At 50.8% G+C, this 25,018-nt stretch carries 22 protein-coding genes and 1 pseudogene; 16 read left to right on the forward strand and 7 right to left on the reverse strand.

From position 1 onward, the window contains the following. Positions 1-21 precede the first annotated feature (21 nt). The 7 genes from RSA72_RS03435 (at position 22) to dnaX (ending at position 7,991) form a co-directional block, all read left to right on the forward strand. Positions 22-1,413, forward strand: a complete 1,392-nt coding sequence (locus RSA72_RS03435) for a 3-oxoacyl-ACP reductase (RefSeq protein WP_332624462.1) — start codon at positions 22-24, stop codon at positions 1,411-1,413. A gap of 256 nt (positions 1,414-1,669) precedes the next feature. Continuing rightward, the gene (locus tag RSA72_RS03440) at positions 1,670-2,527 is read left to right on the forward strand and encodes a MaoC family dehydratase (RefSeq protein ID WP_332624460.1); all 858 of its coding nucleotides are present in this window, start codon (positions 1,670-1,672) and stop codon (positions 2,525-2,527) included. 93 nt (positions 2,528-2,620) lie between these two features. Continuing rightward, positions 2,621-3,877 carry a serine hydrolase domain-containing protein gene (locus RSA72_RS03445; protein WP_332632759.1) on the forward strand — a complete coding sequence of 419 codons (1,257 nt, stop codon included), beginning with the start codon at positions 2,621-2,623 and terminating at the stop codon, positions 3,875-3,877. 74 nt (positions 3,878-3,951) lie between these two features. Continuing rightward, a complete protein-coding gene (locus RSA72_RS03450) occupies positions 3,952-4,410 on the forward strand; it encodes a copper resistance protein NlpE N-terminal domain-containing protein (RefSeq protein ID WP_332624700.1) in 459 nt (152 codons plus the stop codon). A gap of 56 nt (positions 4,411-4,466) precedes the next feature. Further along, on the forward strand, positions 4,467-4,886 hold the full coding sequence (locus tag RSA72_RS03455; protein ID WP_332624701.1) for a hypothetical protein: 420 nt from the start codon (positions 4,467-4,469) through the stop codon (positions 4,884-4,886). A gap of 153 nt (positions 4,887-5,039) precedes the next feature. After that, positions 5,040-5,771, forward strand: a complete 732-nt coding sequence (locus RSA72_RS03460) for a hypothetical protein (RefSeq protein WP_332632761.1) — start codon at positions 5,040-5,042, stop codon at positions 5,769-5,771. Between the two features lie 60 nt (positions 5,772-5,831). Beyond that, the gene (dnaX, locus tag RSA72_RS03465; RefSeq protein WP_332632763.1) at positions 5,832-7,991 is read left to right on the forward strand and encodes a DNA polymerase III subunit gamma/tau; all 2,160 of its coding nucleotides are present in this window, start codon (positions 5,832-5,834) and stop codon (positions 7,989-7,991) included. A 51-nt stretch (positions 7,992-8,042) separates the two neighbouring features. Here dnaX and RSA72_RS03470 read toward each other — a convergent pair. Beyond that, positions 8,043-9,204 (reverse strand): annotated as a pseudogene (locus tag RSA72_RS03470) (iron-containing alcohol dehydrogenase). A 117-nt stretch (positions 9,205-9,321) separates the two neighbouring features. On the opposite strand from RSA72_RS03470, the gene RSA72_RS03475 reads away from it, so the two are divergent. Genes RSA72_RS03475 through RSA72_RS03490 form a run of 4 tightly spaced genes read left to right on the forward strand, consistent with a single transcriptional unit; the run spans position 9,322 to position 13,070 of the window. Next, positions 9,322-9,831 (forward strand): low molecular weight protein-tyrosine-phosphatase, encoded by a 510-nt coding sequence (locus tag RSA72_RS03475; protein WP_332622354.1) that lies wholly within the window; start codon positions 9,322-9,324, stop codon positions 9,829-9,831. 10 nt (positions 9,832-9,841) lie between these two features. Then, on the forward strand, positions 9,842-10,876 hold the full coding sequence (gene murB / locus RSA72_RS03480) for a UDP-N-acetylmuramate dehydrogenase (protein ID WP_332622355.1): 1,035 nt from the start codon (positions 9,842-9,844) through the stop codon (positions 10,874-10,876). 23 nt (positions 10,877-10,899) lie between these two features. After that, entirely contained in the window at positions 10,900-12,033 is a 1,134-nt protein-coding gene (locus tag RSA72_RS03485) for a YdcF family protein (protein ID WP_332622357.1), read from the forward strand. After that, the gene (locus RSA72_RS03490) at positions 12,033-13,070 is read left to right on the forward strand and encodes an alpha/beta hydrolase (protein WP_332622359.1); all 1,038 of its coding nucleotides are present in this window, start codon (positions 12,033-12,035) and stop codon (positions 13,068-13,070) included. The genes RSA72_RS03485 and RSA72_RS03490 overlap by 1 nt, the downstream gene beginning before the upstream one ends. 618 nt (positions 13,071-13,688) lie before the next feature. Here RSA72_RS03490 and RSA72_RS03495 read toward each other — a convergent pair. The 3 genes from RSA72_RS03495 to RSA72_RS03505 form a co-directional block, all read right to left on the reverse strand. After that, entirely contained in the window at positions 13,689-15,359 is a 1,671-nt protein-coding gene (locus tag RSA72_RS03495; RefSeq protein ID WP_332622360.1) for an FMN-binding glutamate synthase family protein, read from the reverse strand. A 33-nt stretch (positions 15,360-15,392) separates the two neighbouring features. Further along, positions 15,393-15,638, reverse strand: coding sequence for a hypothetical protein (locus RSA72_RS03500; RefSeq protein ID WP_332622362.1), 246 nt, complete (start codon positions 15,636-15,638; stop codon positions 15,393-15,395). A 206-nt stretch (positions 15,639-15,844) separates the two neighbouring features. Next, complete coding sequence (locus RSA72_RS03505) at positions 15,845-16,846, reverse strand: helix-turn-helix transcriptional regulator (protein ID WP_332622363.1); 1,002 nt, start codon at positions 16,844-16,846, stop codon at positions 15,845-15,847. A 252-nt stretch (positions 16,847-17,098) separates the two neighbouring features. Between RSA72_RS03505 and RSA72_RS03510 the strand changes: the two genes are divergently transcribed. Genes RSA72_RS03510 through RSA72_RS03525 form a run of 4 tightly spaced genes read left to right on the forward strand, consistent with a single transcriptional unit; the run spans position 17,099 to position 20,796 of the window. Then, positions 17,099-18,643 carry a circularly permuted type 2 ATP-grasp protein gene (locus tag RSA72_RS03510; protein ID WP_332622364.1) on the forward strand — a complete coding sequence of 515 codons (1,545 nt, stop codon included), beginning with the start codon at positions 17,099-17,101 and terminating at the stop codon, positions 18,641-18,643. Between the two features lie 22 nt (positions 18,644-18,665). Beyond that, positions 18,666-19,268 (forward strand): alpha-E domain-containing protein, encoded by a 603-nt coding sequence (locus RSA72_RS03515; protein WP_332622366.1) that lies wholly within the window; start codon positions 18,666-18,668, stop codon positions 19,266-19,268. Then, positions 19,265-20,044 carry a transglutaminase family protein gene (locus RSA72_RS03520; protein ID WP_332622367.1) on the forward strand — a complete coding sequence of 260 codons (780 nt, stop codon included), beginning with the start codon at positions 19,265-19,267 and terminating at the stop codon, positions 20,042-20,044. The genes RSA72_RS03515 and RSA72_RS03520 overlap by 4 nt, the downstream gene beginning before the upstream one ends. Before the next feature lie 17 nt (positions 20,045-20,061). Then, entirely contained in the window at positions 20,062-20,796 is a 735-nt protein-coding gene (locus RSA72_RS03525) for a proteasome-type protease (RefSeq protein ID WP_332622368.1), read from the forward strand. Between the two features lie 311 nt (positions 20,797-21,107). Here RSA72_RS03525 and alr read toward each other — a convergent pair whose 3' ends face one another. Continuing rightward, entirely contained in the window at positions 21,108-22,181 is a 1,074-nt protein-coding gene (alr, locus tag RSA72_RS03530; protein ID WP_332622370.1) for an alanine racemase, read from the reverse strand. Positions 22,182-22,402: 221 nt separating this feature from the next. On the opposite strand from alr, the gene RSA72_RS03535 reads away from it, so the two are divergent. Beyond that, on the forward strand, positions 22,403-22,822 hold the full coding sequence (locus tag RSA72_RS03535; protein ID WP_332622371.1) for a DUF4259 domain-containing protein: 420 nt from the start codon (positions 22,403-22,405) through the stop codon (positions 22,820-22,822). 87 nt (positions 22,823-22,909) lie between these two features. Here the strand turns inward: RSA72_RS03535 and dnaB are convergent, their stop codons facing one another. Together dnaB and rplI are read right to left on the reverse strand one after the other, a co-directional pair. Beyond that, a complete protein-coding gene (gene dnaB / locus RSA72_RS03540; RefSeq protein ID WP_332622372.1) occupies positions 22,910-24,340 on the reverse strand; it encodes a replicative DNA helicase in 1,431 nt (476 codons plus the stop codon). Positions 24,341-24,572: 232 nt separating this feature from the next. After that, the coding region (gene rplI / locus RSA72_RS03545) for a 50S ribosomal protein L9 (protein ID WP_332632765.1) at positions 24,573-25,018 on the reverse strand (446 nt) is incomplete at its 5' end.

A 25,018-nucleotide genomic window follows, 5' to 3' on the forward strand; every position in this document is an offset into this window, starting at 1 on the left:
ATTTTTTCGAGAGAGACACACATGACTGACCAATACCAAGCATTCGCAAAATCTCCAATTGGTAAATTTGTCATCAAAAATTTAGGTTTGCCTGCACCGACTTTCCTCGAGCGTTTTGAGTCTGCTGTTCCTGTGGTAAAAGGCGCAGTGCTTGTCGGGGCGGCGTCAAACAGCACGCTGTCAGGTTCAATTGCGCAAGTCTTGGCAAATATTCATGCAAACAGCTATGCAGGCAACAATGCAGCGCTGCAGCAGGCGGCCGCTAAAGCGGGCTTAAGCCTTGGCGCGTTTAATGAAGGCGACAAGGAATCTAAGTTCAAAGTTGTGGTTTTTGATGCGTCCGGCATTGAAAGTTCTGAGCAGCTGCATGAGCTGCATGCGTTTTTCAGCCCGATTGCGCGCCAGATTCAGGCCTCTGGCCGTGTCGTCGTGGTCGGCACCACACCTGAAACTGCGCCAAGCGTTAAGCAGGCCATTGCGCAGCGCGCGCTGGAAGGCTTTGTTAAATCTGTAGGCAAAGAATTTAAAAAAGGCATTGCAGCCAACTTGATCTATGTTGATGCCGGCGCTGAAGCCAATCTTGAATCTGCGCTGCGCTTCAGCATTTCTCCGCGCTCCGCCTATGTTTCAGGCCAAGTCATCCGCGTTTCTAAAGCCGATACTGCAGATATTGACTGGGCGAAACCGCTGGCAGGCAAAACTGCGGTTGTGACTGGCGCCAGCCGCGGTATTGGCGAAGCGATTGCGCATGTGCTTTCACGCGACGGCGCGCATGTGATCTGCCTGGACGTGCCGCAGCAGCAGGCTGACCTTGACCGCGTAGCCGGCGCAATTGGCGGTTCAACTTTAGCAATTGACATTACCGCCGCTGACGCGGGCCAGAAAATTAAAGAGGCGGCAGCATCGCAGGGCGGATTGGACATTATTGTGCATAACGCCGGCATCACCCGCGACAAGACTTTGGCCAATATGAAGCCGGAGCTTTGGGATTTGGTGATCAACATCAACCTGTCAGCGATTGAACGCGTAAACGATTACCTGCTGAATAATGACGGCTTCAACGCCAATGGCCGGATTGTCTGCGTGTCTTCAATTTCGGGCATTGCCGGCAACTTGGGTCAAACCAACTATGCAGCTTCTAAAGCCGGCGTAGTGGGCGTAGTGAAATTTACTGCGCCGCTGCTGAAAAATGGCGTTACCATTAATGCGGTTGCGCCGGGCTTTATTGAAACTCAAATGACGGCAGCCATTCCGTTTGCAATCCGTGAAGCGGGCCGCCGCATGAATTCGATGAGCCAGGGCGGCTTGCCGGTTGACGTTGCGGAAACCATTGCGATGTTTGCATCGGCTGCTTCTACCGGCTTAAATGGCAATGTGGTGCGCGTATGTGGCCAAAGCCTGTTGGGCGCCTAAAAGCGCAATAAATGAAAGCACCTTCTCCCTTCGCTTGCATAATGCAAGTTCCCTCTCCTTTAAGGAGAGGGTTAGGGAGGGGTAAAAATTTATAATGATTGAAGCCCCCTTTTTATAAACCTTCTCTTGCGCTAAGCGCGGGGTTTTAGGAGGAATTCATTGATCAGGAGGGGCATATCTATTTTAAAAGGCCCTCTCTAACTCTCTCGCTGAAAAGAAGAGCGTACTTCTCAAAAGAATTTAACAAAGGTCCAGTATGAACACTCGCCATTTTAGCCAGCTGCCAAAACCGTATTTGGCTTATCCGAAAGTGATTCAAGGCTTGATTTTCAAAAAGCCGAAAGGTGAAAAAGTTCTGCCGCAGGTTGAATATGTGGTGGATTCATTCAAAGTCGATCAAAAGCATTTAAAAGCCTATAACCAAGTATGCGGCTTTAAAAATAACGGCTACATTCCAGCAATTTACTTGGCGGTGCTGTCGCAAAGCCTGCAAATGCATATGATGACGCAGGAAGCGTTTCCGTTTGCTATTTTAGGCTTAGTGCATATCCGCAACCAAGTGAAGCAAAACCGCAAAGTCGGCGTCAATGAACAGCTGACCCTGTCCTGCAAATTCGGCGAGCTCAAGCCGCATGACAAAGGCGTGCAGTTTGATTTCATTACCGTGGCCAAAGTCGGCAATGAAGTTGTGGTGGAAGCCCGGACCACGTATTTGGCGCGTCAGAAAACTGCCGCCGGCAGCGCATCCGCCAAAGCGCCTGAGAACGCAGCGCCTGAATATAAAGCCGCCGCCGAATGGGAAGTTTCGGAAAATACCGGCCGCCGTTATGCGCTGACTTCGGGCGACTTCAACCTGATCCATATTCATGCCGTGACCGCTAAAGCGTTCGGCTTTAAGCAGGCGATTGCGCACGGCATGTGGAGCAAGGCAAAGGCTTTGTCAAACTTAAGCCTGCCGGATGCCTATGAAGCGGATGTCTGGTTTAAGTTGCCGATGTACTTGCCGTCTAAAGTTGAATTTCTGACTGCGCAGCAGGGCAAAGGCACAAAGTTCCTGATTAGGAGTGCGAAGAATCAGAAGCCGCATGTGGCCGGTTCGGTCAAAGCGCTTTAAGCTGCGTTTAAAAAAGCCTGAATTGTTTAAAATTCGGGCTTTTTTGTATTAGGATGGTTCAGAAAATAACATTCAGAAAATAAGGCCAAGGACATGGATATACAGAATCTCAAGCAGCTGATTTTTGCCGATACCGGCAATTTCCAAGGCTATATTGATGAGCGCTTTATTGACCTGGCGCATCTGTTCAGCCGGCTGCACGATGCCCGCACTGCATACGGTGGCGCTGCTTTGGCGGTGTATTTTCAGGGCCGGAAAGCCGTAGATATTTATACCGGCCAAAAGTCGCAGGATGAACAGTGGCAGGCTGATACGCTGTCAATCTGCTATTCCGCCGGCAAAGGCGTTTTAGCCACGCTGGCGCATATTATGGTCAGCCATGGCATTTTGGACTATGACTTGCCGATTGCGCATTACTGGCCTGAATTTGCGCAGAACGGCAAAGCGCAGATGACCCTGCGCCATTTGCTCAGCCATCAAAGCGGCTTATACGATGTGCGCAATAATATTGCCGAAGCTTCGGAAATGGCCGACTGGCAGCATATGCTGGAGGTCATGGCCAAAGCCAAACCGCGTTTCAGCTTTGGCGAAGATCTGGCCTATCAGCCTTTAACCTTTGGCTGGCTGGTGGGCGGCGTGCTGGAAAAGGCATCCAGCCAGCCCCTGGCGGTGCTGATGCAGCGCTATTTAATTGAACCGCTGGCGCTGGACGGCGCGTATTTTGGCGTGCCGGATGCCCAGCTGCGCCGTGTTGCGCGCCTGCTGCCCAAGCCTCAAAGTGGATCGGCGCCGTCTGCAAACACCAAAAAGGCTGCGCGCAAAGCATCGCCTCTGGATAAGCTGATGGAGTTCAGCGGGCAGAATCCGCAGGATTATCAGGATGCCATGATTCCCAAAGGTATGAAGAAATTCAGCTTTTTCAGTGATGAAGGCATACAGGCGGTGATTCCGGCGGCCAATGGCGCATTTACGGCCAACAGCTTGGCAAGAATATACGCCATGCTGGCCAATCACGGTGTTTGGAACAATCAAGTCATCATCTCGCCCGAAGTATTTGCTCAGCTGAGCGCAGTGCAAAGCCGCAAGCGCGACCGCATTATGCCTATTCCCATGCATTGGCGGCTGGGCTATCACCGGGTGCTGAGCTTGGGCAAATCCTCACAGGGTTTTGGCCACATCGGCTTTAACGGTTCTGGCGCATGGTGCGATCCGGCGCGCCAGCTCAGTTTCGCCTATACGCATAATTTCGCAGCCGCTTCGATGATTGGCGATTACCGCCTGTGGAGCCTGACCCAAGAAGCTTTGCGCTGCGCGGATGCTGTGCTGAAAGGGCGCAAAGGCTGGTTCTGAATTTGCACCGGCAAAAGATTTTGACGGCGAAATATGCTATTTTCTGCGCCGTATTTTGGCATTAAGCGGTTCAGATGAAAAAAGCAATTTTTATACCTTTAGTGGCCGCAGCGGCGGCATTCGGCTGTCAGGACGCAGAGCAGGGCGCGCAGCAAGCTGCCCAGCCGCAGGGCAAAGCAGCCGTGCAAAAGCAGGCTGTTCCGGTCTGGGCCGGAAAATATCAAGGGACTACACCCTGCATGGGATGCATTTCGCGCTGCGAAGAATGCCCCGGCATGGCGGTGGATTTGGCTTTGAATCCGGACATGAGCTATGAGCTGCGCCGTGAAAGCCTGAGCAGCCACAATGACGTGCAGGTACTGAAAGGGCGCATGCTGTTTAAAGATCAGGCGCAGACGCAGCTGCAGTTGCTGAATGTCAAAACCCGCAATTTAATTTATCTTGATTTAGAGCATCAGCTGCTGGAAATCCGCGAAGATCAAACGGCAAAGCCTTACGTGGCTCAGGATGATTTCTTGCTTGAACCGGCTTAACTGCTTAAGCTGGCCTTACCGGCTGCTGATGTAGCCGTAGAGTGGAGAGAACGCATATGCTGAAATCTTATGTCGAATTTAAAAGCAGCCTTTTTCCGCCATGTTCAGATAATCCTGAAGAATGGGAAGGCGCCATTTGGGGACGGGCGCTGGCGCAGTTTTTAGATGAAAAATTAAAGCAGCAAGGTGTGCCCGCTGCAGGCATTCATGCCGAAGATTGGGGCTACTGCGTCAATTTTGAAGCGCCATTTCATGATGACATCTGGCTGGGCTGCGGCCGGTATGAAGAATATGAAAACGGTTATTTAGTGATGATTGAGCCGAAAAATCCAGTCATTAAGAAATGGTTTAAAGCGGATATTGATTTGACAGAACAGCTGCTGCAGCTCACGGTGGCTTTGGCGCAGATTCTGGAAAATGAGCCGCAGATTCATGATGTGAAATGGTGGAGCGCAGCCGAATTTGAAAAGCGCTGATTCAGTTTAGGCAAAGCCGGTTTTAGAAATATTTGCAGCGCTGGCGCATTGGCGTTTTTTTTGCGCAGCGCCTAAGCTTGAATAGGCAGCAGCGCCTTTACGCTGCGCAGCGGGCATGCTAAAACGGAAAGAATATTTTTACTTGATAAGAACATGATTCAAAAAGAATTACCGCTGACTGAGCTGTTAGGAATCTTATCAGCCATTGCTTTGTCTATTTCAGTTATTTCCAATGCCTACTTTTATTATTCTTTAGACGCCATATGGGTGATGTCCATTTTATCCCCGGCCTTTTATGTTTCAGAAATTATCAAAGTGCTGGCGCTTATATTGGCGGTCACCGCCTTGGTTGGAGTGCCTATGGCTTTGTATGCTTTTCTGTTAAGAAAAGCGCACCATTTGAAGCCTAAAAAAAGATATAAGCTGTCTGCCGGGGGAGATAATCATGAAATAAAGCAGCAGCTGAGGCTGGCTGAAAAGAAGTTTGTCCGCTGGCGGTCGTTTTTTGTCGTCTTTATCACAGTATCATGCATTACTTGCCTTTCGGCATTGAATATTATCAGCCGGCCAGCAGTGCTCTGGACGGCAGTTTTAATTGGCGTCATCCTGGTTATTCTGACAGATGAAGAGGTGCGTAAAGATAAGGGCTTAAGGTATCTGGTTCTGATGATTCTTGCGGTATTGGCAACATGCTTTTCCGCGCAGCTGAAGCTGAATAATCTGTCCAGTTCACCGGAAGCGGTTTTGAAAGTTAAAGATAATAATAAATGGATTGTTCTGGACAGCGTTCAAGGCAGCGTGATCCTGCTGAATAGGGCTGAAAATAACGCCAGCATTAAGATTGTCAAGTTTGAAGAAATTGATCGAATTAGCTCCCAACACTGAGATCTTCATTCACTCTGAGCTAAAAAAACAGTATGCTTATGCAGGTCAAAAGGAGCATACATGTATCAAGTACTTGCGCGAAAATATCGCCCGCGTAATTTTAACGAATTGGTTGGCCAGAACCATGTTTCCCGCGCGCTGACCAGCGCGCTGGAACGCGGGCGCCTGCACCATGCTTATTTATTTACGGGGACACGCGGTGTGGGCAAAACCACGATTGCGCGTATTTTGGCGAAGTGCTTGAACTGCGAAACCGGCGTAACTTCTACGCCGTGCGAAGTCTGCGCAACTTGCAAAGCGGTGAATGAAGGCCGCTTTATTGACTTGATCGAAATTGATGCGGCTTCGCGCACCAAGGTCGAAGACACCCGCGAACTGCTGGATAATGTGCCTTATGCGCCGACGCAGGGCCGCTTCAAAGTCTATCTGATTGACGAAGTGCATATGCTGTCCACGCATTCTTTCAATGCGCTGCTGAAAACCCTGGAAGAGCCGCCGGCGCATGTCAAATTCCTGTTTGCTACTACAGATCCGCAAAAGCTGCCGATTACTGTAATTTCACGCTGCCTGCAGTTTACTTTGCGCCCGCTGGCGGTAGATGAAATTACCGAGCATTTAACCGGCATTCTGCAGCAGGAAAGCATTCAGGCCGATCAGGACGCGATTTGGCAAATTGCCGAATCTGCCCAAGGCTCGCTGCGTGACGCATTGTCATTGGCCGATCAGGCAATTGCCTATGGCCAGGGCGAGGTGCATCATCAGGACGTGAAAGAAATGCTGGGGCTGATTGACCGCACCATCATCTATGACCTGATCGCCGCCATTCATCAAAACCAGAAAGGCCGGATCAGTGAACTGCTGATGCAGTTCCGCCAGCAGGCGCTGGATGTGTCGCTGGTTTTAGACCAGCTGATTTCCACCCTGCATGAACTGGCGCTGCTGCAGTATTTGCCGGATTTAGGCCTGAAATACAGCGCCGAAATCAATGCCAAAATTATGCAGCTGTCGCAGATTGTTTCGGCGCAGGATCTGCAGCTGTATTATCAGATTGCCTGCAAAGGCCGCGCAGAACTGCAAATGGCGGTGACGCAGGAGCAGGGCTTTGAAATGTGCGTGCTGCGCCTGCTGGCTTTCCGCCCGATGCAGCCGAATGAAATTCTGGTTTCCGCCGCGCCGCCGTCCCCGCAGCATCAGCAGGCTGCCGTTCCCGCGCCGCCTGTGCAGGCCGCGCCGGCGGCACAGCCTGAAGCGCCGTATTTTGCAGAAGATGATGAATATGCGGATGAGGATGAACTGCATGCCGCAGCGCCGCAGAATGAGCCTTCATCAGATGATTTTTTAGATGAGCCGGAAGATGCGCCTGCTATTGTTGCTTCGCCTGAAAATCAGCCGTCTGCTGTGGAAAGCGCAGCCATTCAGCCGGCAGAAACCCGCCAGCCGGCATCTGCCTCAGATCAGATTGTTTTTGATGCGTCCAGCGCGGATGCCCTGTTTGATTTGGATGAAGATGATGCCGGGCAGGGTGCAATGCAGGCGGCGCATGACGCTGGCAGTGATGATTTCTTATCTTTTGAGGAAATCGCGCCACTGGAAGATGCGCCTTTAGGCATTCAGGCAGCAGCGGAAATACAGGCAGCGCCTGCAGCCCAGCCTGCTTTAGACACAGCTGCATCTGCGCCGCAGGATTCCGCAGCGCAAGACGGCTTATTTGCAGCAGCGCCGGTACAGCCCGCGCAGGCGGAACACACGCCGCTGCATCCTGCTGACACCGCCTCAGCAGTACAGCAGGATGCATCTGCACAAATGCCGCAGGATATTTTAAAACTGCAGCCGCAAGCGCTGACAGGTGAATGGACGGTGGATAAGTGGGAATACTGGTTCAGAAGCAGTGAGCTGTCTCCGGCGCTGCAGGAGTTGGCGCAGCATGGCCTGATGACCGGTGAGATTGGCGGCGCAAGCATTTTCCATGTGCCAAAGCAGTATGAGCGCCTAGTGACGCAAATGCAGCATGTGCTGGAACAGGCTCTGCATGCGCAGTGGCCTGCAATCCGCTTTCAGGTGCAGTATGAAGAACTGGAGCAGGCAACGCCGTATGATCTGCAGTATAAGCGCAAGGAAAAAGCCAATCAGCGCGCTTCAGAACTTCTGCATGCTGAGCCTGCGGTTAAATCGCTTTTAACTGCATTTGACGGCAAGCTGGAGAATATTCAGCTTAAATAGCGGCATCCTGCGTAACGCCGGTCAGTTAAGCCTAATTCTATTGCTGCGCGGCTAAGCATAAATGGCCTGATAAATATTCAAGGCATGTTCATGCGTCAGCTCGCGCGGGTTGTTCTGCAGCAGCCGTGTCTGCAGCATGGCATCATCCGCCAGCGCCGGCAGCCGGTCTTCAGGCACCTGCAGCTGATTCAGTTTCAGGGTTAAGCCGCTGCGCTGCAAATGGCTCTGCATGTGGTCTATGAACAGGTCGCACAGGCCATCCGTACAGCCTGTGCTGTAAGGGTCCAGCCACTGCATCAGTTCGGCGTAGTGCTGCTTGGCAGCCGGTGCATTGAATTTCATGACTTCAGTCAGCACCAGCGCATTGCTATGGCCATGCGCTAAGTGAAAATGCCCGCCTAAAGGATAAGCTAAGGCATGCACGGCGCCTACGGGCGCATTGGCGAAAGCCTGTCCCGCCAGCATGGAGCCGACAAGCATGTGCTGGCGCGCTTCCAAGTCGCTGCTGTCTTGCAGCACCAATGGCAGATTCTTATTCAGCAGCCGCAAGGCCTGTTTTGCCAGCATGTCGGCATATGGGTTTTTCTTGATTTTAGAAGTGTAGGCTTCTATGGCATGCACCATCGCATCTATGCCTGTGGCCGCGGTAATCTGCGCGGGCAGGTTCTGCGTGAACGATGCATCCAGAATCGCAACGTCGGCATGCAGTACCGGCGAAACAATGCCGGTTTTGACCGTTTTGCCTGTGGTGATAATGGCAACCGGGGTGACCTTCAGCGCCGGTGCCGGCAGTCGTCGGCACCAGAATTAACGGCAGGCGCGGACGCTTGGCCTTGCCGGCGCCGTAAAGATCCTGCAGCTGCTGTTTCTGATCCGGATGCGCCAGAACCGCAAGCACTTTGGCGACATCCAGCGAACTGCCGCCGCCAAAGCCTAAAATTAAATCCGCCTTTTGCTGCTGGGCAAACTGCAGCGCGTCCAGCACAATATGCGCTACCGGGTCTGCCTGCACGCTGGAATAGATGGCATAGTCCTGCCGCTGCGACTCGAAAATCTCTAAAATAGGTAAATGCAGCTGCTGCTGGATGATGCCGGGGTCAGTTACCAGCAGCACGCGCTGCGGGGAAAAATCATTGAGTAAATTTTCCAGCTCAATAATTGAACCCAGGCCGGAAATAATATTGCTGACGGTTTGGAACTGAAAATTACTCATTGCCTTATCCTTATTTTTTATACCTAAATGAACATTATTCTTGAGTCTTGATATAGGATTCATCTTCCAAATAACTTAACATAAGATGCTTGAAATAAAACTAGCATTGAGGTTGTTATGCCATCCAAAACGCCATACAAGGTGTTATGTGTCTGTTTAGGCAATATTTGCCGGTCGCCTACGGCGGAGATTGTACTCAGACACTTTTGCGGTGAAGCAAGCCTGAATGTGCTGGTCGATTCCGCCGGAACCAGCAATTACCATCCGAATAAAGCGCCGGACAGCCGCAGTCAGGCGCATGCCCAAAAACGCGGCTATGATTTATCCGCCTTGCGCGCGCGCCAGTTAAAAACGCTTGATTTCGTTGAATTTGATCTGATTCTTGCGATGGATTATGAAAATCTGGAAAATATTCAGCAGCTGATGCGCCATGCGCAGCGGGAATACGGCGCAGCCCGAATCCGCGCGCAAGTCTCCCTGATGAGCCAGCACGATCCGGACTATCCGCAGCGGGAAGTGCCAGACCCTTATTATGGCGGGCATGACGGTTTTGAGCAGGTGCTGAACCAGTGTGAATCCAGCAGCCGGGCGTGGGTCAATCTTTTTAAACAGCAATTGGAGCAATAAGGTTTAAGTCATGAATATTCAAACCCAAGTGCAGCTTAAGCCTTTTAATACCCTGAATCTGAATGCTGTTGCATCGCATTATGTGAAAATTCAATCTGTTGACGCTTTGCTTGAGGCGCTGGATTACGCCGAACAGCAGCAGCTGAATGTTCTGATTTTATCTGGAGGCAGCAATATGCTGCTGCCGGAACAGCTGCATGCCTTAGTGCTGCACATGGATATTCAGGGCATTGAGCATATTGCAGAAGATGAACTGACGCAGACGGTGCGCGCTGGCGCAGGGCAGCCGTGGCATGATTTTGTGCTGTGGACGACCGCGCAGGGCCTATTCGGCCTGCAGAACTTAGCCTTGATTCCGGGGCTGGTCGGCGCTTCGCCGGTGCAGAATATTGGCGCTTACGGCGTGGAAGCCGGTGAGTTCATAGACGCTGTGCATGTGTATGACCGCTATGAGCAAGCCTTTGCGCGCATCGCGGCGGCGGACTGCCATTTCAGTTACCGCCACAGCATTTTTAAAGATGATCCCAACCGCTACATTATTACCCATGTGGATTTCAAGCTGCTGAAGAATGCCGACTTGAAGCTGCATTACGGTGACTTGAAAGCCGCAGTGGCTGATGAGCAAACTGCTGAAAATCTGCAGAACCAAGTGATTCATATCCGCCAAAGCAAGCTGCCTGACCCGAAGGAATACCCGAATGCCGGCAGCTTCTTTAAAAACCCGGTAATCAGCCAAAGCGAATTTGACCAAATCGCGCAGCAGTTTCCCAATTTGCCCCATTATCCGCAGGCCAATCATCAGGTTAAAATCGCTGCCGGCTGGCTGATTGATCAGGCTGGCTGGAAAGGCAAAAAACTGGGGATGGTTGGCATGTTCCATAAGCAGGCGCTGGTTTTAGTCAATTACGATAATGCTGCGCTGCATCATGTGCAGGCAGCGTATCATGCTGTGCAGCAGGATGTATTTAACAAGTTTCATATCGCTTTAGAGCCGGAACCGGTACTGTTTGATGAAAACGGGCTGCTGCGCCCGCATCAGGATTAAGCTTGCATCAGGGTAAAAAATTTATGAGAAGAACATACTGGATGGTCCGTTTAGTGCAAACCGCTGCTGTGCTGTTTGCGTTGTTCGCCTGTCTTGTGGTGTTCATCTATACGCCGTTTTACTCGCAGCTGATTGTTAAAGGGCTGAACTATTTTGTGCCGGTTGAGGTTAATGAAGTTGCGGCCAAAAGCCAGAAGCAGGCTGCGCTGAATGATCAGGACAGCTATGAGCCGGGTTCAGATATGTGGATTGCGCGCCAAGCCTATTTAAGGGTGATGGAAGATGCGATTCAAAGCAAAAACTCGCAAAACCTGACCCTGATTCAGTCACGCTACAAGGCCCTGCAGCAGCTGATTGAAGAAGATCAGCAGAAAGAAGATGATGAAAAAGATAGGCCAGCCGTGCCTTTGCTGGCCAGTTCAGCTTCAGAGGCTGCTGCCAGTGAAGCGGCGGATCCGGCGCGGAAAGTCAAAGCGCTGCTGGAACTGAACAGCTCGGAAAATAAAGAGCTGATGGCGCAGTATATTGAATTCCTCAATACGCATTCAGCCGAGCCGCCGGCATCTGAACCGGTCGATGAAGAAATCTTTAAGGATATTGCCCTGATCCATGATCAGAACCAGCAGAATCCATCTAAGCAGGCAGTGCAGTCAGAACCCTATGCCATTGTAGTTTTAGGCGGCGGCTTAACGCTGGGAGACAACGGCAAGGATATAGTGGTGAATAACTACACCCGCCTGCGTCTGGAAACCACGCTGGCGGTAAAAAATCAGTATCACTTGCCGATTGTGCTGAGCGGCGTGGAAGCGCCTTATATGCAAAGCTGGCTGAAAAAGCATGGTGTAGATGCTAAGCTGCTGGAAGACCGCAGCATGAATACCTGTGAAAACACCCGGTTCAGCTCCTTGCTGCTGCAGAAAAAAGGCGGCGCGCCAACCGTGATTTTAATTACAGACCGCTACCATATGCCGCGCACGCGGCGCCTGTTTGCCCTGAACGGCATTGAAACCATTCCGGTTGAAGCGCCGATGCCAAGCAGTTTGACGCGCTGGCGCCCAAGTGAGAAAAATTATGATCACAGCCGCCGCGCAAATTATGAAATGCTGGCCACCATGCGCGACATGTGGTTTGGCACAGAATGCCGGGAGGTGCCTTAATGGCTGATATTCCATTTTTAAATCCGGCGATTTTAAAGCAGCTGGATTTGCCTGTTCCCAGCCGTGAAACCACGCCGCAGCTGCTGGAACAGCTGAATCTAAACCGGCCTTATGCGCCGTCTATTGAAATTCAGTCTTACCGCCGGCTGTATGGCTTGGACACTTTAAACTGCGGGCACTGGCAGGGCTATATTGAAATGCCTTTGTTCAAGCTGCATGTGCAGGCCTTTCAGCCAAAACTGCCACCGCAGGAAAAAGTCAAAGGCACGGTGCTGCTGTTGCATGGCTACTTAGAGCACAGCGGCATTTACCAGCCGATTATTCAGGAAATCCTGGAGCAGGGCTTCAGTGTTTTAACCTATGATTTGCCGGGGCATGGCCTGAGCAACGGCTCACCGGCCAGCATTCAGGACTTTGATCACTATCAGCAGGTGCTGCATGCGGTGCATCAGTATGTGCGCCATGCCAGCCAGCTGCCGAAGCCGTGGCTGGGCATTGGGCAAAGCACCGGCGGCGCGATCTGGCTGCATCACCTGTTAGAGTTTGCAGAACGCCGTGAAGACCCTTATGTGGAGCGCGTGCTGCTGCTGTCGCCGCTCATCCGGCCTGCGAAATCTGCGTGGTGGCATAATTCGGTCGGGCTGGGCATTATCCGGCGCATTAAGCGTGAAGTGCCGCGCCATTTCAGGCGCAATAATCACAACCCGGAGTTTTTAAGGTTCATCCGCTTAAAAGACCCGCTGCAGCCCCGCATGATGGGCATGGACTGGATTTTAGCCATGTCGAAATGGATGCAGGAAATGGAGCAGCGTCCGGCGTGCCGCATTCCGGTATGGCTGGCGCAAGGCGCGCAGGACCAGACTGTGGACTGGCGCTACAATATAGAATTTATACGCCGTAAATTCCGCCTGCAGACGCTGCTGATGCTGGAAGAAGGCTCGCATCAGCTGATCAATGAGCGCGCGGACATCCGGGCTGCCTTGACGGGCCTGATTCCTGCCTTTCTGCATGCGCAGGGCGGCAAGGGCTATTATTGAGGGCTGGGTAAACTCAGCGGGACATAAGCGCAGCAGACCGGTTTGATGCCGGTCAACCTGCGTTTAAAATCTTCCCTTTGCGCAAAGCATAAATATCTGCGCCATTTTGTATGTGCTGACTGCTCTGATGTTTTGCATCCTATGAGTTGCGCTATAGTTAAGTTTTAAAGTCTGTATTACGCATATAAAATATGATTACACTGGATTTTATCCGCGTTAACTTCGGCAATTAACGATGATGCTTACACTGCCTCATTTTTCCTTTAGACGTTTAAACGCCTTTGCGCAGGCAAGATTTTACTTGGGAAAGACCCAAAGTAAAACAAAAGTCTTTTGTTGCCCATACACGGCGTCCTGAGCAAGTTTTAAGCACTGCTTTAAAATGCAGCGCAAGGATGGGCAACGTGCGGCATCCCTGCCGCACGCGCATATCCGAAGTTTATTTTACTCAAGAACCTAGGAAGCTGAAGGGATTTTCGCGGAGTCGTTTAAGAAAACTTAGCTATATAGCTGAGTTTTGAAATCTGTGCCACACATAATTTCCCATAAAATATGATTTCATTAGGTTTTGTATGTGGCAGCTAGTTAGATAATTAGCTATATCAGGCTGCATAGCGCTTAAAACTTATCTGCAGAAGCTAAATTCCACATGCGGAAGTAAAAGTTTTCCTCATCTTTATTTTCGCAGCGCAGCAGCTCTCCGGGCTTCAGCCAGAAATGCAGCTGCGCATAGTTCTTAATTTCACGGCCATTAATGCGCTGCGCCAAATGATGCGCCTTGATATCCGCAGGGTGGCACAGGCCAGCAGCTGCAATCAGTTCAGACAAGCCGCGCAGGGTATTTTTATGGAAGTTGAATACGCGCAGCGCTTTGGACGGTACATGCAGGGCTTTCTGCCGGTCAGGATCCTGCGTGGCGACGCCGACAGGGCATAGGTTGGTATGGCAGCTTTGCGCCTGAATGCAGCCGACTGCAAACATGAAGCCGCGCGCGGAATTGACCCAGTCTGCGCCAATCGCCATAGTGCTGGCAATATCAAAGGCGCTGATGATTTTGCCGCTGGCGCCGACTTTAATTTGATCCCGCAGCCCTGCGCCGACCAGCGTGTTATGCACAAACAGCAGGCCTTCGCGTAAGGGCGTGCCCATATAGTTGATCAGCTCGAGCGGCGCTGCCCCGGTGCCGCCTTCAGCGCCATCCACCACAATAAAGTCCGGAACAATCTGGCTCTGCAGCATGGCTTTGACAATGCTCATGAACTGCCAAGGCTGCCCAATGCACAATTTAAAGCCGACAGGCTTGCCCTTCGACAATTCACGCAATTGCTGAATGAACTGCATCATTTCCAGCGGGGTGCTGAACGCTGAATGGCTGGAAGGCGAAACACAGTCATGCTCGCGGCTGATGCCGCGGATTTGCGCAATTTCCTCAGAAATTTTGTGTTTAGGCAATATGCCGCCGTGGCCGGGTTTTGCGCCTTGCGACAGCTTGATTTCAATCATTTTGACTTGCGGAAGCTGCGCCTGCTCTGCAAAGCGTACAGGGTCAAATTGGCCGTCCAGCGTGCGGCAGCCGAAATAGCCGCTGCCCAGCTCCCAGACCAGATCGCCGCCATTTTCCAGATGATAGGGGCTGATGCTGCCTTCACCGGTATCATGGTAAAAATTGCCCAGCTGCGCGCCCTTATTCAAGGCGCGGATGGCATTGGCGCTCAGGCTGCCAAAACTCATGGCGGAAATGTTGAAAATAGATGCGCTGTAAGGCTGGCTGCAGTGCCGGCTGCCGATTGTGATGCGGAAAGAATCAGAATTGGCCGGCCTGCATGGCGTTATGGAATGCGTCATGAAGCGGTAGTCTTCCTGATAGACATCAATAATGGAGCCAAAAGGCTTATCGGCATTTTCATTTTTTGCGCGCTGATACACCAGATTGCGCTGCTGGCGGGAAAACGGCAGGGCATCCTGATCCGACTCAATAAAATACTGCCGGATTTCGGGGCGGAACTCTTCAAAAATAAAGCGGAAATGGCCGACAATCGGGTAATTTTTTAAAATCGCATGCCTGTTCTGCAGCAGGTCATACAGCCCCAAAAGGCTGAGCAGCGCGGTAATCAGCCAAATGCTGTTCAGCAGGGTTTCCGGCATGAAATAATGAATATAGCGCGGCTCATAGCCCAGATGAAACAGCGTAATCAGCAGCGCAATGAAAATGCAGGCCAGCCAAATGGAGTGGCGTGAGAAAAATGTGTTCAGCAGTTTATGGCGGATGGCTTGTGTTGAGTCTGGCATTATTGATGAATTTCCTGAGCGCTGATGCTAAGACTATAAATGCCCTGCGCTTAAAAATGAAGCATCAGCTGAACTCCGGTGACTTAATGCCGCAATTTTCCAAGCGCTTAAGGCCTGAATGCTGCAGGAAAAGCGCTGCGGAATAAATAAATCAAATAAACCGCTAAAGATAAAATCAGCTAAAGCCTGCAAATCTTGTGATTTCACAGCAGTCAGAAAATGGCTTAGATTGAATCTACATCCACAGCAAGAGGCGTGTTCTATGACTAAAAAATCCATCCGCTATAACACTGCAGATTTGGCTTGCCGATGCATGCGCTGAATCTTGTTCTGACCGACCGGGTGTGCGGCAGGCGGCGCGGGTACAGGCGCGCATGCTGCATCAGGCTTAACCCGCAGCGAAAATAACCACAAAAATATTCTAAGAAATTCTCAAGTCCCGCAGCGCTGGGACTTTTTATTTTTTGCCGGATGCGGAAGGGAGACTATAGCCCGTCAATTTGGCGCACAGCATTTGAAACTTCAGCCGGCTCTATATGCTGAATGCGATTGCCGAAACTGCGCAGCCACCACACCAGCTGTGAAGTGAAGGGCACAGTCGCAGACACGCAGCTGAGGCCGTCCTGCTGCTTTTCAATCAGCTGGTCTTTGCTGAGCTGGGTTTCTTCAAAATAATAAGCTTCCTGATCACTCATCAGCAGTTTCAAATGCACATGCGCTGTCGGCTTGCTGAAGTCCACTCTGAAGCCCAGCGCGCCAGATTCAATATAGGCGTCAATGTCAAAATTCACCGGATGCAGCGCGCGCGAGTTCAGCACCGCGGCTGATTTAAAGCGGTGCAGGGCAAAAGTTTGAATGTCAGTTTTGTCATGCCGGGTGCAGACCAGATAAATCACGGCGCCTTTTTGCACCAAAGCCAGCGGGTTTAAAATGTAGGTTTTTTCTTCGCTTGCAGGGCCTAGGCCCTGATAAACGCATTCCAGCTGCTTGTCCTGCAGCAGGCCTTCGTAGATCGCCTGCTGCGACGCTTTCTCCACCAGCGGCGGAATCAGCGGCTGCGTGGCAGGCACAATACGCACGCGGTTAATCCATTGGCGCACATTATTCTGAGTAGACAGGCTGCGGCGCGCCAAATCAAACCAAGGGTTCATCTCCTCAATCAGGCTCGGCGGCAGCAGATGCTTAAGATGCTCTTCCACCATCATGAAGGTGACCGCCTGCGAGCTGGTCATATGCGGCAGGCTTTGAATCGGGGCATCGGAACGCCAGCGCCAGCCCTGCGGCGAGGTTTTGCTGCTCTCAATCGGAAAACGCTGGGAGATCTGATTCAAGTCGCGCTGAATGGTGCGCAGGCTGATATCAATGCCTTCACGCACTAAAATTTCCTGCAGTTCACGCGTGCCCATCCACTTTCCTGCAGAGAGGCGGGAAAGGATTTGCCACTGGCGGTAGAGGCTATTTGAGGTTTCTTTTTCTTGTGAGGACATAATGGCTGAAACAGTCTTAAGTAATTTGAAATAAAGCGATAAACACAATAAGAAATCTCTGTATTTTTCGCAAGTGTTTCCGCTGCATTCCGCGCTATATTTTGCTGCATCTTCGCCATTCATTTTGCTTGCGCAGCGCTTTGATTTGATTTGATTTGATTTGATGAATAAATATCCTGTATGCGCTTTAAATTCAATGGCATGCTAATTGCTTTACTTTATTTACAATAGATTATAACGAATGAGGTTTGTATGCTTAAAGAAAATCAAGATACAACTTCCAGCGCTGCAGCGGAGGCTGATGCAGGCAATATAGGGGCCGATTTTGCATTAAATCCAGCAGCATCAGCAAAAGCGCATGGGCTTTTTGAGCATCTGAACTCGCAGTTTTTTAATGAGCTGCGCGATGACCGCGCCATTTCCGGTGAAGCCTGCGAACGTATTGAGCAGTGGCTTTCGCAGCATCATCTGGATGAGCTGAACGCGCTGAATCAGCTGGCGAAAGCGCATTTCCTGTATGAAGGCATTACCTTTAGCGTATACGGCGATGCCGCCGGCACAGCGCGCACTATTCCTTATGACCTGATTCCGCGGGTGATGGCGAAGAAGCAGTGGAATACGGTGGCTGCCGGCTGCGCACAGCGGGTACGCGCATTGAACCTGTTTCTGCATGACATTTATCATCAGCAGGAAATTCTGCAGGCCGGCATTGTGCCTGAACTGCAGGTCTTAATGCATGAAGCTTTTCAGCCGCATATGCATCAGCATGACTTAAAAGGCCAAATTTACAGCCAAATCAGCGGGATTGATATTATCCGCGGCCGCCAGGGCGAGTTCTATGTGCTGGAAGACAACCTCAGGACACCGTCCGGCGTATCCTACATGCTGGAAAGCCGCAAAATCAGCCAGAAGCTGATGCCGGATCTGTGCAGGCAGAGCAATATTTTAGCCATTGAGCAGTATCCGCAGCTGTTGAAGGAAATTCTGGCTGAAAATTCCGATGCGGATCATCCATTTATTGTGGTGCTGACGCCGGGACGCTACAACAGCGCATATTATGAGCACGCTTTTCTGGCAAGGGAAATGGATGTGCCCCTAGTGACATCGCGTGACCTTTTTGTAGACAGCGGCAAAGTTTATGTGAAAACCATCCGGGGGCGCCAGCAAGTGGATGTCATTTACCGGAGGGTAGATGACGCCTATCTTGACCCGCTGTGCTTCAATTCTGACAGCGCTTTGGGCGTTCCGGGGCTGATGTCCGCCTATCTGCAGCGCAATGTGGTGATTGCCAATGCACTGGGTACAGGCGTTGCAGATGATAAGTCGATTTATCCTTATGTGGATAAGATGATTCAGTTTTATTTAGGCGAGCAGGCGGTTTTAAAAAATGTGCCGACCTATCAATGCCGGGAAAAGCGCGATCTGGATTATGTCATGGCCAATATTGATCAGCTGGTGGTGAAGGAGGCGCAAGGTTCCGGCGGCTACGGCATGCTGATTGGCCCGCAGGCTTCAAAGCGCCAGATTGATGAGTTTAAAGCGAAAGTTCTGGCTGCGCCGCATCTGTATATTGCGCAGCCGACTTTGGATTTGTCTGTTTGCCCGACTTTAACCGGTTTTGGCGTGGCCGAACGCCATATTGATTTGAGGCCTTTTGTCCTCAGTTCGCCTTACCGCACTGAAATTGTGCCGGGCGGATTAACCCGGGTCGCGATGCAGGCCGGTTCGCTGGTGGTGAATTCTTCGCAGGGCGGCGGCATTAAAGATACCTGGATCATCGACAGTCTGCATTCTTAGAACTCCATGCAAGGAGCGGAACATGATTTTATTAAACAGCAATGCTGCGCATATTTTTTGGCTGGGGCGCTATTTAACGCGCACGCAGTATTTGTGCAGCCTGTTTCCATTCCAGGACGATGAGGCCGCCCGCAGCTATGCGCACGCATTTTGCCTGCCGGCATTCGACGCCGGCTCTTTAAATGAACTGGCTGCCGATCCGCAGCATCCAGCTTCATTTGCGTCGCAGTTTCAGTATGCGCAGAATAATATTCTGGATTTGCGCGGGGTGCTGTCCGCGCGGGGCTATGCGGAACTGAATAGGCTGATCCGCAATGCCAATGAAAATTCCGCCTATATTTGCGATGCCGCAGCGGAATGCCAAGAGGCGCTGGAGGCTGAATCTGAAGATATTTTTCTGTTTTTCAGTTTGGGGCAGTGCATTGAAGACTTAGACCGCCAATTGCGCCTGCATCAGGATGAAAGCCTGACGCTGCAGAAAATAAACCGCATCGCCGCAGCGCTTGCCCATATTGGCTGGGGCGGCCTGAACGATGCCTGCCAGCAGCTGAAAGCGCAGCCCGGCAGCACGCAGTTTTACCATTTCAGCGATCACATACACACCCTGTTCGAGGCCGGCGCATGAAACTCATGGTGAATCATCAAACGCACTATGCTTATACAGCGCCAGTGCAGAGCAGCATTCAATATATTAAGATGCAGCCTTCCAGCAATTCGCATCAGCATGTGCATTATTGGGACATCAGCGTGCCGGGCGGGAAAAGCGCCCAGCAGGATGCATTCGGCAATGTCTGGCTGACCAGTACGCAGCGCGAGCCTTATCTGCAGATGAGCATTATGGCGCAGGGCGCTGTTGAGGTGAATCCGCACAGCCGGCACAGTGCCTTGCCGCAGCTGAATCCGAATCTGTTTCTGCAGCCGACGCCCAGCACCCTGTGCAGCGAAGAAATGAAGCGCTTTGCGCTGGGCTATGCGCCGCAGCTGAACCGTGAGCACTTAATCCGGCTAGCCGAAGCGGTAGCGCAGCATATCCCTTATGCGCCGCACCAGACTTCTGTCCATACCTCGGCAATTGAGGCATTCAACTGCCGTCAGGGCGTATGCCAAGACCACAGCCATGTATTCATTGCTATGTGCAAATATTTGGGCCTGCCTGCGCGCTATGTTTCAGGCTACCTGTTTGCGCCGCAGATTTTGCATCTGGCCAGTCATGCCTGGGCTGAAGTGTTTTTAGACAATGCATGGTATTGTTTTGATATCAGCAACCAGCGCTTTGCGCCGGATTCGCACATTTATGTCGCGGTTGGGCGCGATTACTGGGATGTTGCGCCGGTGCGCGGTGTGCGCGAAAAAGGAGGCATTGAGTCGATGAGCTCAATTGTTCAGGTACTCAGCTGTTAGCAAAGAAAGGACAGGAAATGACTTATTGCTGCGCATTGCGGTTAAAGGACGGCATGGTGTTCATCAGCGACACCAGAACCAATGCCGGGGTAGACCATATCTCGGTTTTCCGCAAACTGCATACGTTCGGCGTTCCCGGTGAACGGCTGATTGTGATCCAGACCTCTGGAAATCTGGCAATGACCCAGGCGGTGATCGGCCATCTGCAGAATCAGCTGGAAACAAGGCAGGAACCGAACTTGTACAGCCTGAACACCATGTTTGAAATTGCGGAACTGGTCGGGCATATGCTCAAAAAAGTCATTGCGGATGTGACCTCGGATGCAGCGGAGCAGGGCAACTATTTCTGCAGCCTGCTGGTCGGCGGGCAGATTCAGAATGCGGAAATGCAGCTGTACAATATTTATCCGCAGGGCAATTTCATCTGCGCAACTTCAGATACGCCGTATTTTCAGATTGGCGAAAGCAAATACGGCAAGCCGATTTTAGACCGCGCGCTGCATTATGATATGCCGATGGATGAAGCCCTGCGCTGCAGCCTGATTTCCTTTGATTCGACATTAAGGTCGAATGTGTCGGTTGGCATGCCTTTAGATGCCTTGGTTTATCATAAAAACAGCCTGAAGATTCCGGTGGGCAAGCGGATTTATGAGGAAGATCCATATTTTTCCAGCATCAGCAAGCAATGGTCAGCCATGCTGAAGCGCGGCTTGCAGGAATTGCCGGTGCCTACCATTGATTATTTTGAATAGCTGGCGGAACCTGCCGGAATAAGAAAGCCCAAACAGATTTGTAATATTGATCAGTTAAGCGTAATTTCATTATTGCTCATTGATAAATCTCCCCTAACCCTGAGCCATATATGGCGCAAGGCAAAAGAGGGGATGAACAGCATTGCTGTGCAAGGAATTCAAGACCATCCTGAATTTCAAAATACTCCCTCCTTTTTCAAAGGTGAGCAGCACTGCTGCGCAAGGGGAGGATTAAAAAATTCTTAACTGGCTGGCATTAAAACAGATTTGGGCTTTTCTAATTCAGCGTGGAGCAGCCGGCAGCCGGAATTTTACCGCGGCTTGCGCGCCGGCCGGGCGCTGAGGCGGCACAGCAGTTCATAGCCGATGGTGCCGTTGGCTTCAGCCACATCATCAACCAGTCGGCTATTGCCCCAGAGTTCAACTTCTGTGCCAATAGGCGCTGCCATGCCGGTAATATCAATCGCAATCATGTCCATCGCAACACGGCCAATCACGCGGGCCTGCCGGCCATTGACGGCAACATAGTTCTGCTTGGGGAAAGCGCGCGGGTAGCCGTCGCCATAGCCAATCGAAACAATCGCTAAGTCCATGTCCTGATCGGCCACAAAGGCAGAGCCGTAGCCGACAGCTTCACCGGCTTGAATGGAATTCAGCGCGATAATTTCAGCAGTAAAGGTCATGACAGGCTTAAGGCCCAAGTCATGTACAGTCCTATCGGCAAATGGCGAAGCGCCGTACAGCATGATGCCCGGGCGGACAAAATCAAAGTTCAGCTCAGGCCATTTGCAGATGGCTGCGGAGTTGCAGCAGGAGCCCAGCACAGGCGCGCAGGCTTCTTTGACCTGCAGGAACTGCGCGCGCTGCTGCTCATTCAGCGGGTGGCTGTCCGCATCGGCATTGGCAAAGTGCATGGCCAGCACGCAGCTAAAGCCTTCCGCTTTCAGCGAATTGATGACATCAATAATTTCAGGAACTTTAAAGCCCAAGCGGTTCATGCCGCTGTTCAGCTTGACCCAGACTTTCAGGCCTTTGGCGATATAAGCGTCTTTGTGCGCGCGCAGCCAGTCCAGCTGCGGCTGGTGATGCACAAGGCATTCAAGGCCATTGGCAACAGCCGCCTGCATTTCATCTGCAGAGAAAACGCCTTCAATCAAGGTGATCGGCTGTTTATAGCCGAGTTCACGGATTTCAAGGGCTTCCTGCAGGCAGGCGACGCCGAAGGCATCGGTATCTTTCAAGGCGGCTAAGCAGTCTTTAACGCCATGCCCGTAAGCATTGGCTTTGACCATGCTGACGATTTTAGCGGCTGGGGCAAGTTCTCTGACACGGTTTAAATTATATTGAAGCGCTTCTTGATCAATATAAACTGTTGCTTGGCGCACCCTGGATACTCCTTAGGGATGACAAAAATTGAAAATATTGTAGTCCGATCAATAGCAAATAAACATGAGCATTTGTGTTTTTAATTAACTTGCTGTTTTACATCGGTAAAATTTTCGCCGGAAAAAGATGCATTTTCATCTTTGAAAATATTGAGCTTTATTTTTACGGGCAGTTGATGCATTTTATCTTATGTATTTAATAAGTTGATGCGGGGGGAAATATGGGAGCGTGGTCACATGAGCCGTTTGGCAATGATCAAGCCTGCGACTGGGCTGCTGAACTGGCGGAAAGTAGCGGTTTTACAATTATTGAAAAAGCTTTTGATCAAGTCATTGCAGATCAGCATGAAGAGTTCATAGACGCTGACGCCGCCTGTGAAGCGCATGCTGCCGCGGAAGTATTGGCGCAGATTTTAGGGCAGGGCACCGAGAATTTAGACTTTTTAGAAGATATGGGCGGGTGGATTGAAAAGCTGGCAGCTCAGCCTGCGGCGGCATTAATTCAAAAAGCGCTGAATGCCTTGAATATTTTGACGCAAGAGAATTCTGAATTGAATGAACTCTGGCAGGAATCCGGCAATTATGCAGAATGGACTCAAAACATAGATGCATTGAAGGGAATTTTAAAATCCAGACTTTAATTTTTTAAGCTTAAAAATCGCGCTTTTTTTTGCGCTAAAGAGGCGGAAAATAGCCTCTTTAGTTTAAAAAACAGTGCGGATAAGGAATTATTCCTCATCGTTATACTGGGAATAAAACTCAGGCGAGAGGTTGCTGAATTTGGTGTATTGGCCTTCAAAAGCAAGGCGCACCGTGCCGATGGGGCCGTTACGCTGCTTGCCGATAATAATTTCTGCAGTGCCGGCTTCTTTGGATTCCTTGTTATAAACTTCGTCACGGTAAATAAACATAATCAAATCGGCATCCTGCTCAATTGCGCCGGATTCACGCAAATCCGACATTACAGGGCGCTTGTTCGGGCGGTTTTCCAGCGCCCGGTTCAGCTGCGACAGCGCAATTACAGGGCAGTGCATTTCTTTGGCCAAGGCTTTTAAGCTACGCGAAATTTCCGAGATCTCGCCGACACGGTTATCGCCCATGCCGGGCACTTTCATCAGCTGCAGGTAGTCGACCATGATGCAGCCGAGCTTGCCGCCATGCTGCTTGGCAATGCGGCGGGCGCGGGCTCGCAATTCAGTCGGCGGCAGCGCAGATGAATCATCAATATACAGGTTCTTTTCCTGCAGATGCACAATGGTGCTGGTCACTTTTGACCATTCATCCGCATCCATTTTGCCGGCGCGCAAATGGCCCTGATGCACGCGGCCAAAGGATGAAATCAGACGCATGGCGATGGAGTCAGCAGGCATCTCCATGGAATACACCAGCGCAGGCAAATTATTGTTGAATAAAACGCTTTCGACCAGATTCATCGCAAAAGTGGTTTTACCCATGGAAGGACGGGCCGCCACAATAATCAAGTCGCCGGCCTGCATGCCGGAAGTTTTGTTGTCCAGCTCCAAAAAGCCGGTGGTTAAGCCGGTGATGCTGCCTTCCATTTGCGACAGTTCATTCAGCTTGTCAAAAACATCCGCCACAACCGCATTAATCGGCTTTGGGCCTTGGGCCTTGGCGTTATTGTTATGCTGTTCGGCAATGGAGAAAATATTGGTTTCGGCCAAATCTAAAATTTCGCTGACGCTGCGGCCTTTGGTGTCGTAAGCGTTTTGCAGAATTTCACTGCTGACTTTAATCATGTTTCTTAAAGTCGAAAATTCTTTAATTTTATTGGCGTAGGTTTCCAGATTGTAGAAACTGGAAGGGGAGTCAGACATCAGCTGCATGAGGTATTCCTCACCGCCAATGGCGTCCAGCAGGTTTTGCTTGGTCAGCCAGTCATGCACCAGAACAGCATCATAAGGCGAACTTTCTTTAGACAGCTGGTCAATTGCGCGGAAAATATATTTATGCCGTGTTGCATAAAAGTCACTTTCGGTCAGCACATCGCCCACTTGCTCAAACGATTCTGCAACAGTCATCAAGGCAGCCAATACAGCCTGCTCAATCGCAAGGTTATGCGGCGGCGTGCGGAACTCTTTAAGCTGGCCAGATTCGCTGTTTTTTGCTTCTGTTTTGGTGCTGGCATTCGCCTGTGACATATAAAACCCTGATTTTGAATACAGTCAATGCTTAAATGAAAATGGGGGGATGGAAACGCAATTTCAACCCTTATGGCTAAGGGAATGATACCCGCTCTGCTGAATATTGCGAATTGAAATTTCCATTGAACCGGCATGGCGCCAAAATTCGGATGCCTGCGCAATTGCGGCGGTGCAAATTTTAAGGATAAAAAAAGAGCATGCCGAAGCATGCCCTTTTTTCTGCAGAAAATTACTCAGATACGATAGTAACGAGAACTTCAGCAACAACATCATGGTGCAATTGAATTGCGATGTTGAATTCGCCAGTATGACGTAGTGCACCGTTCGGTAAACGAACTTCAGCACGGTCAACAGCAAGACCTGCATTGGTTAAAGCGTCAGCGATGTCACGCGTACCAATCGAACCAAAAAGTTTACCTTCATCGCCCGCTTTCGCAGTGATAACGATATTCACTTCGTTCAATTGTTCAGCACGTGCATTTGCAGCAGCTAAAATATCAGATTCTTGTTTCTCAAGTTCAGCACGACGTGCTTCAAAAGCAGATGTATTTGCTTCAGTAGCAGAAACTGCTTTACCTTGTGGAATCAAGAAATTACGACCGTAACCAGCTTTAACTGATACTTTATCGCCTAATTTACCAAGGTTTTTAATGCGTTGTAATAAGATAATATCCA

The organism is Acinetobacter sp. (assembly GCF_036659555.1).
GTDB lineage: Bacteria > Pseudomonadota > Gammaproteobacteria > Pseudomonadales > Moraxellaceae > Acinetobacter.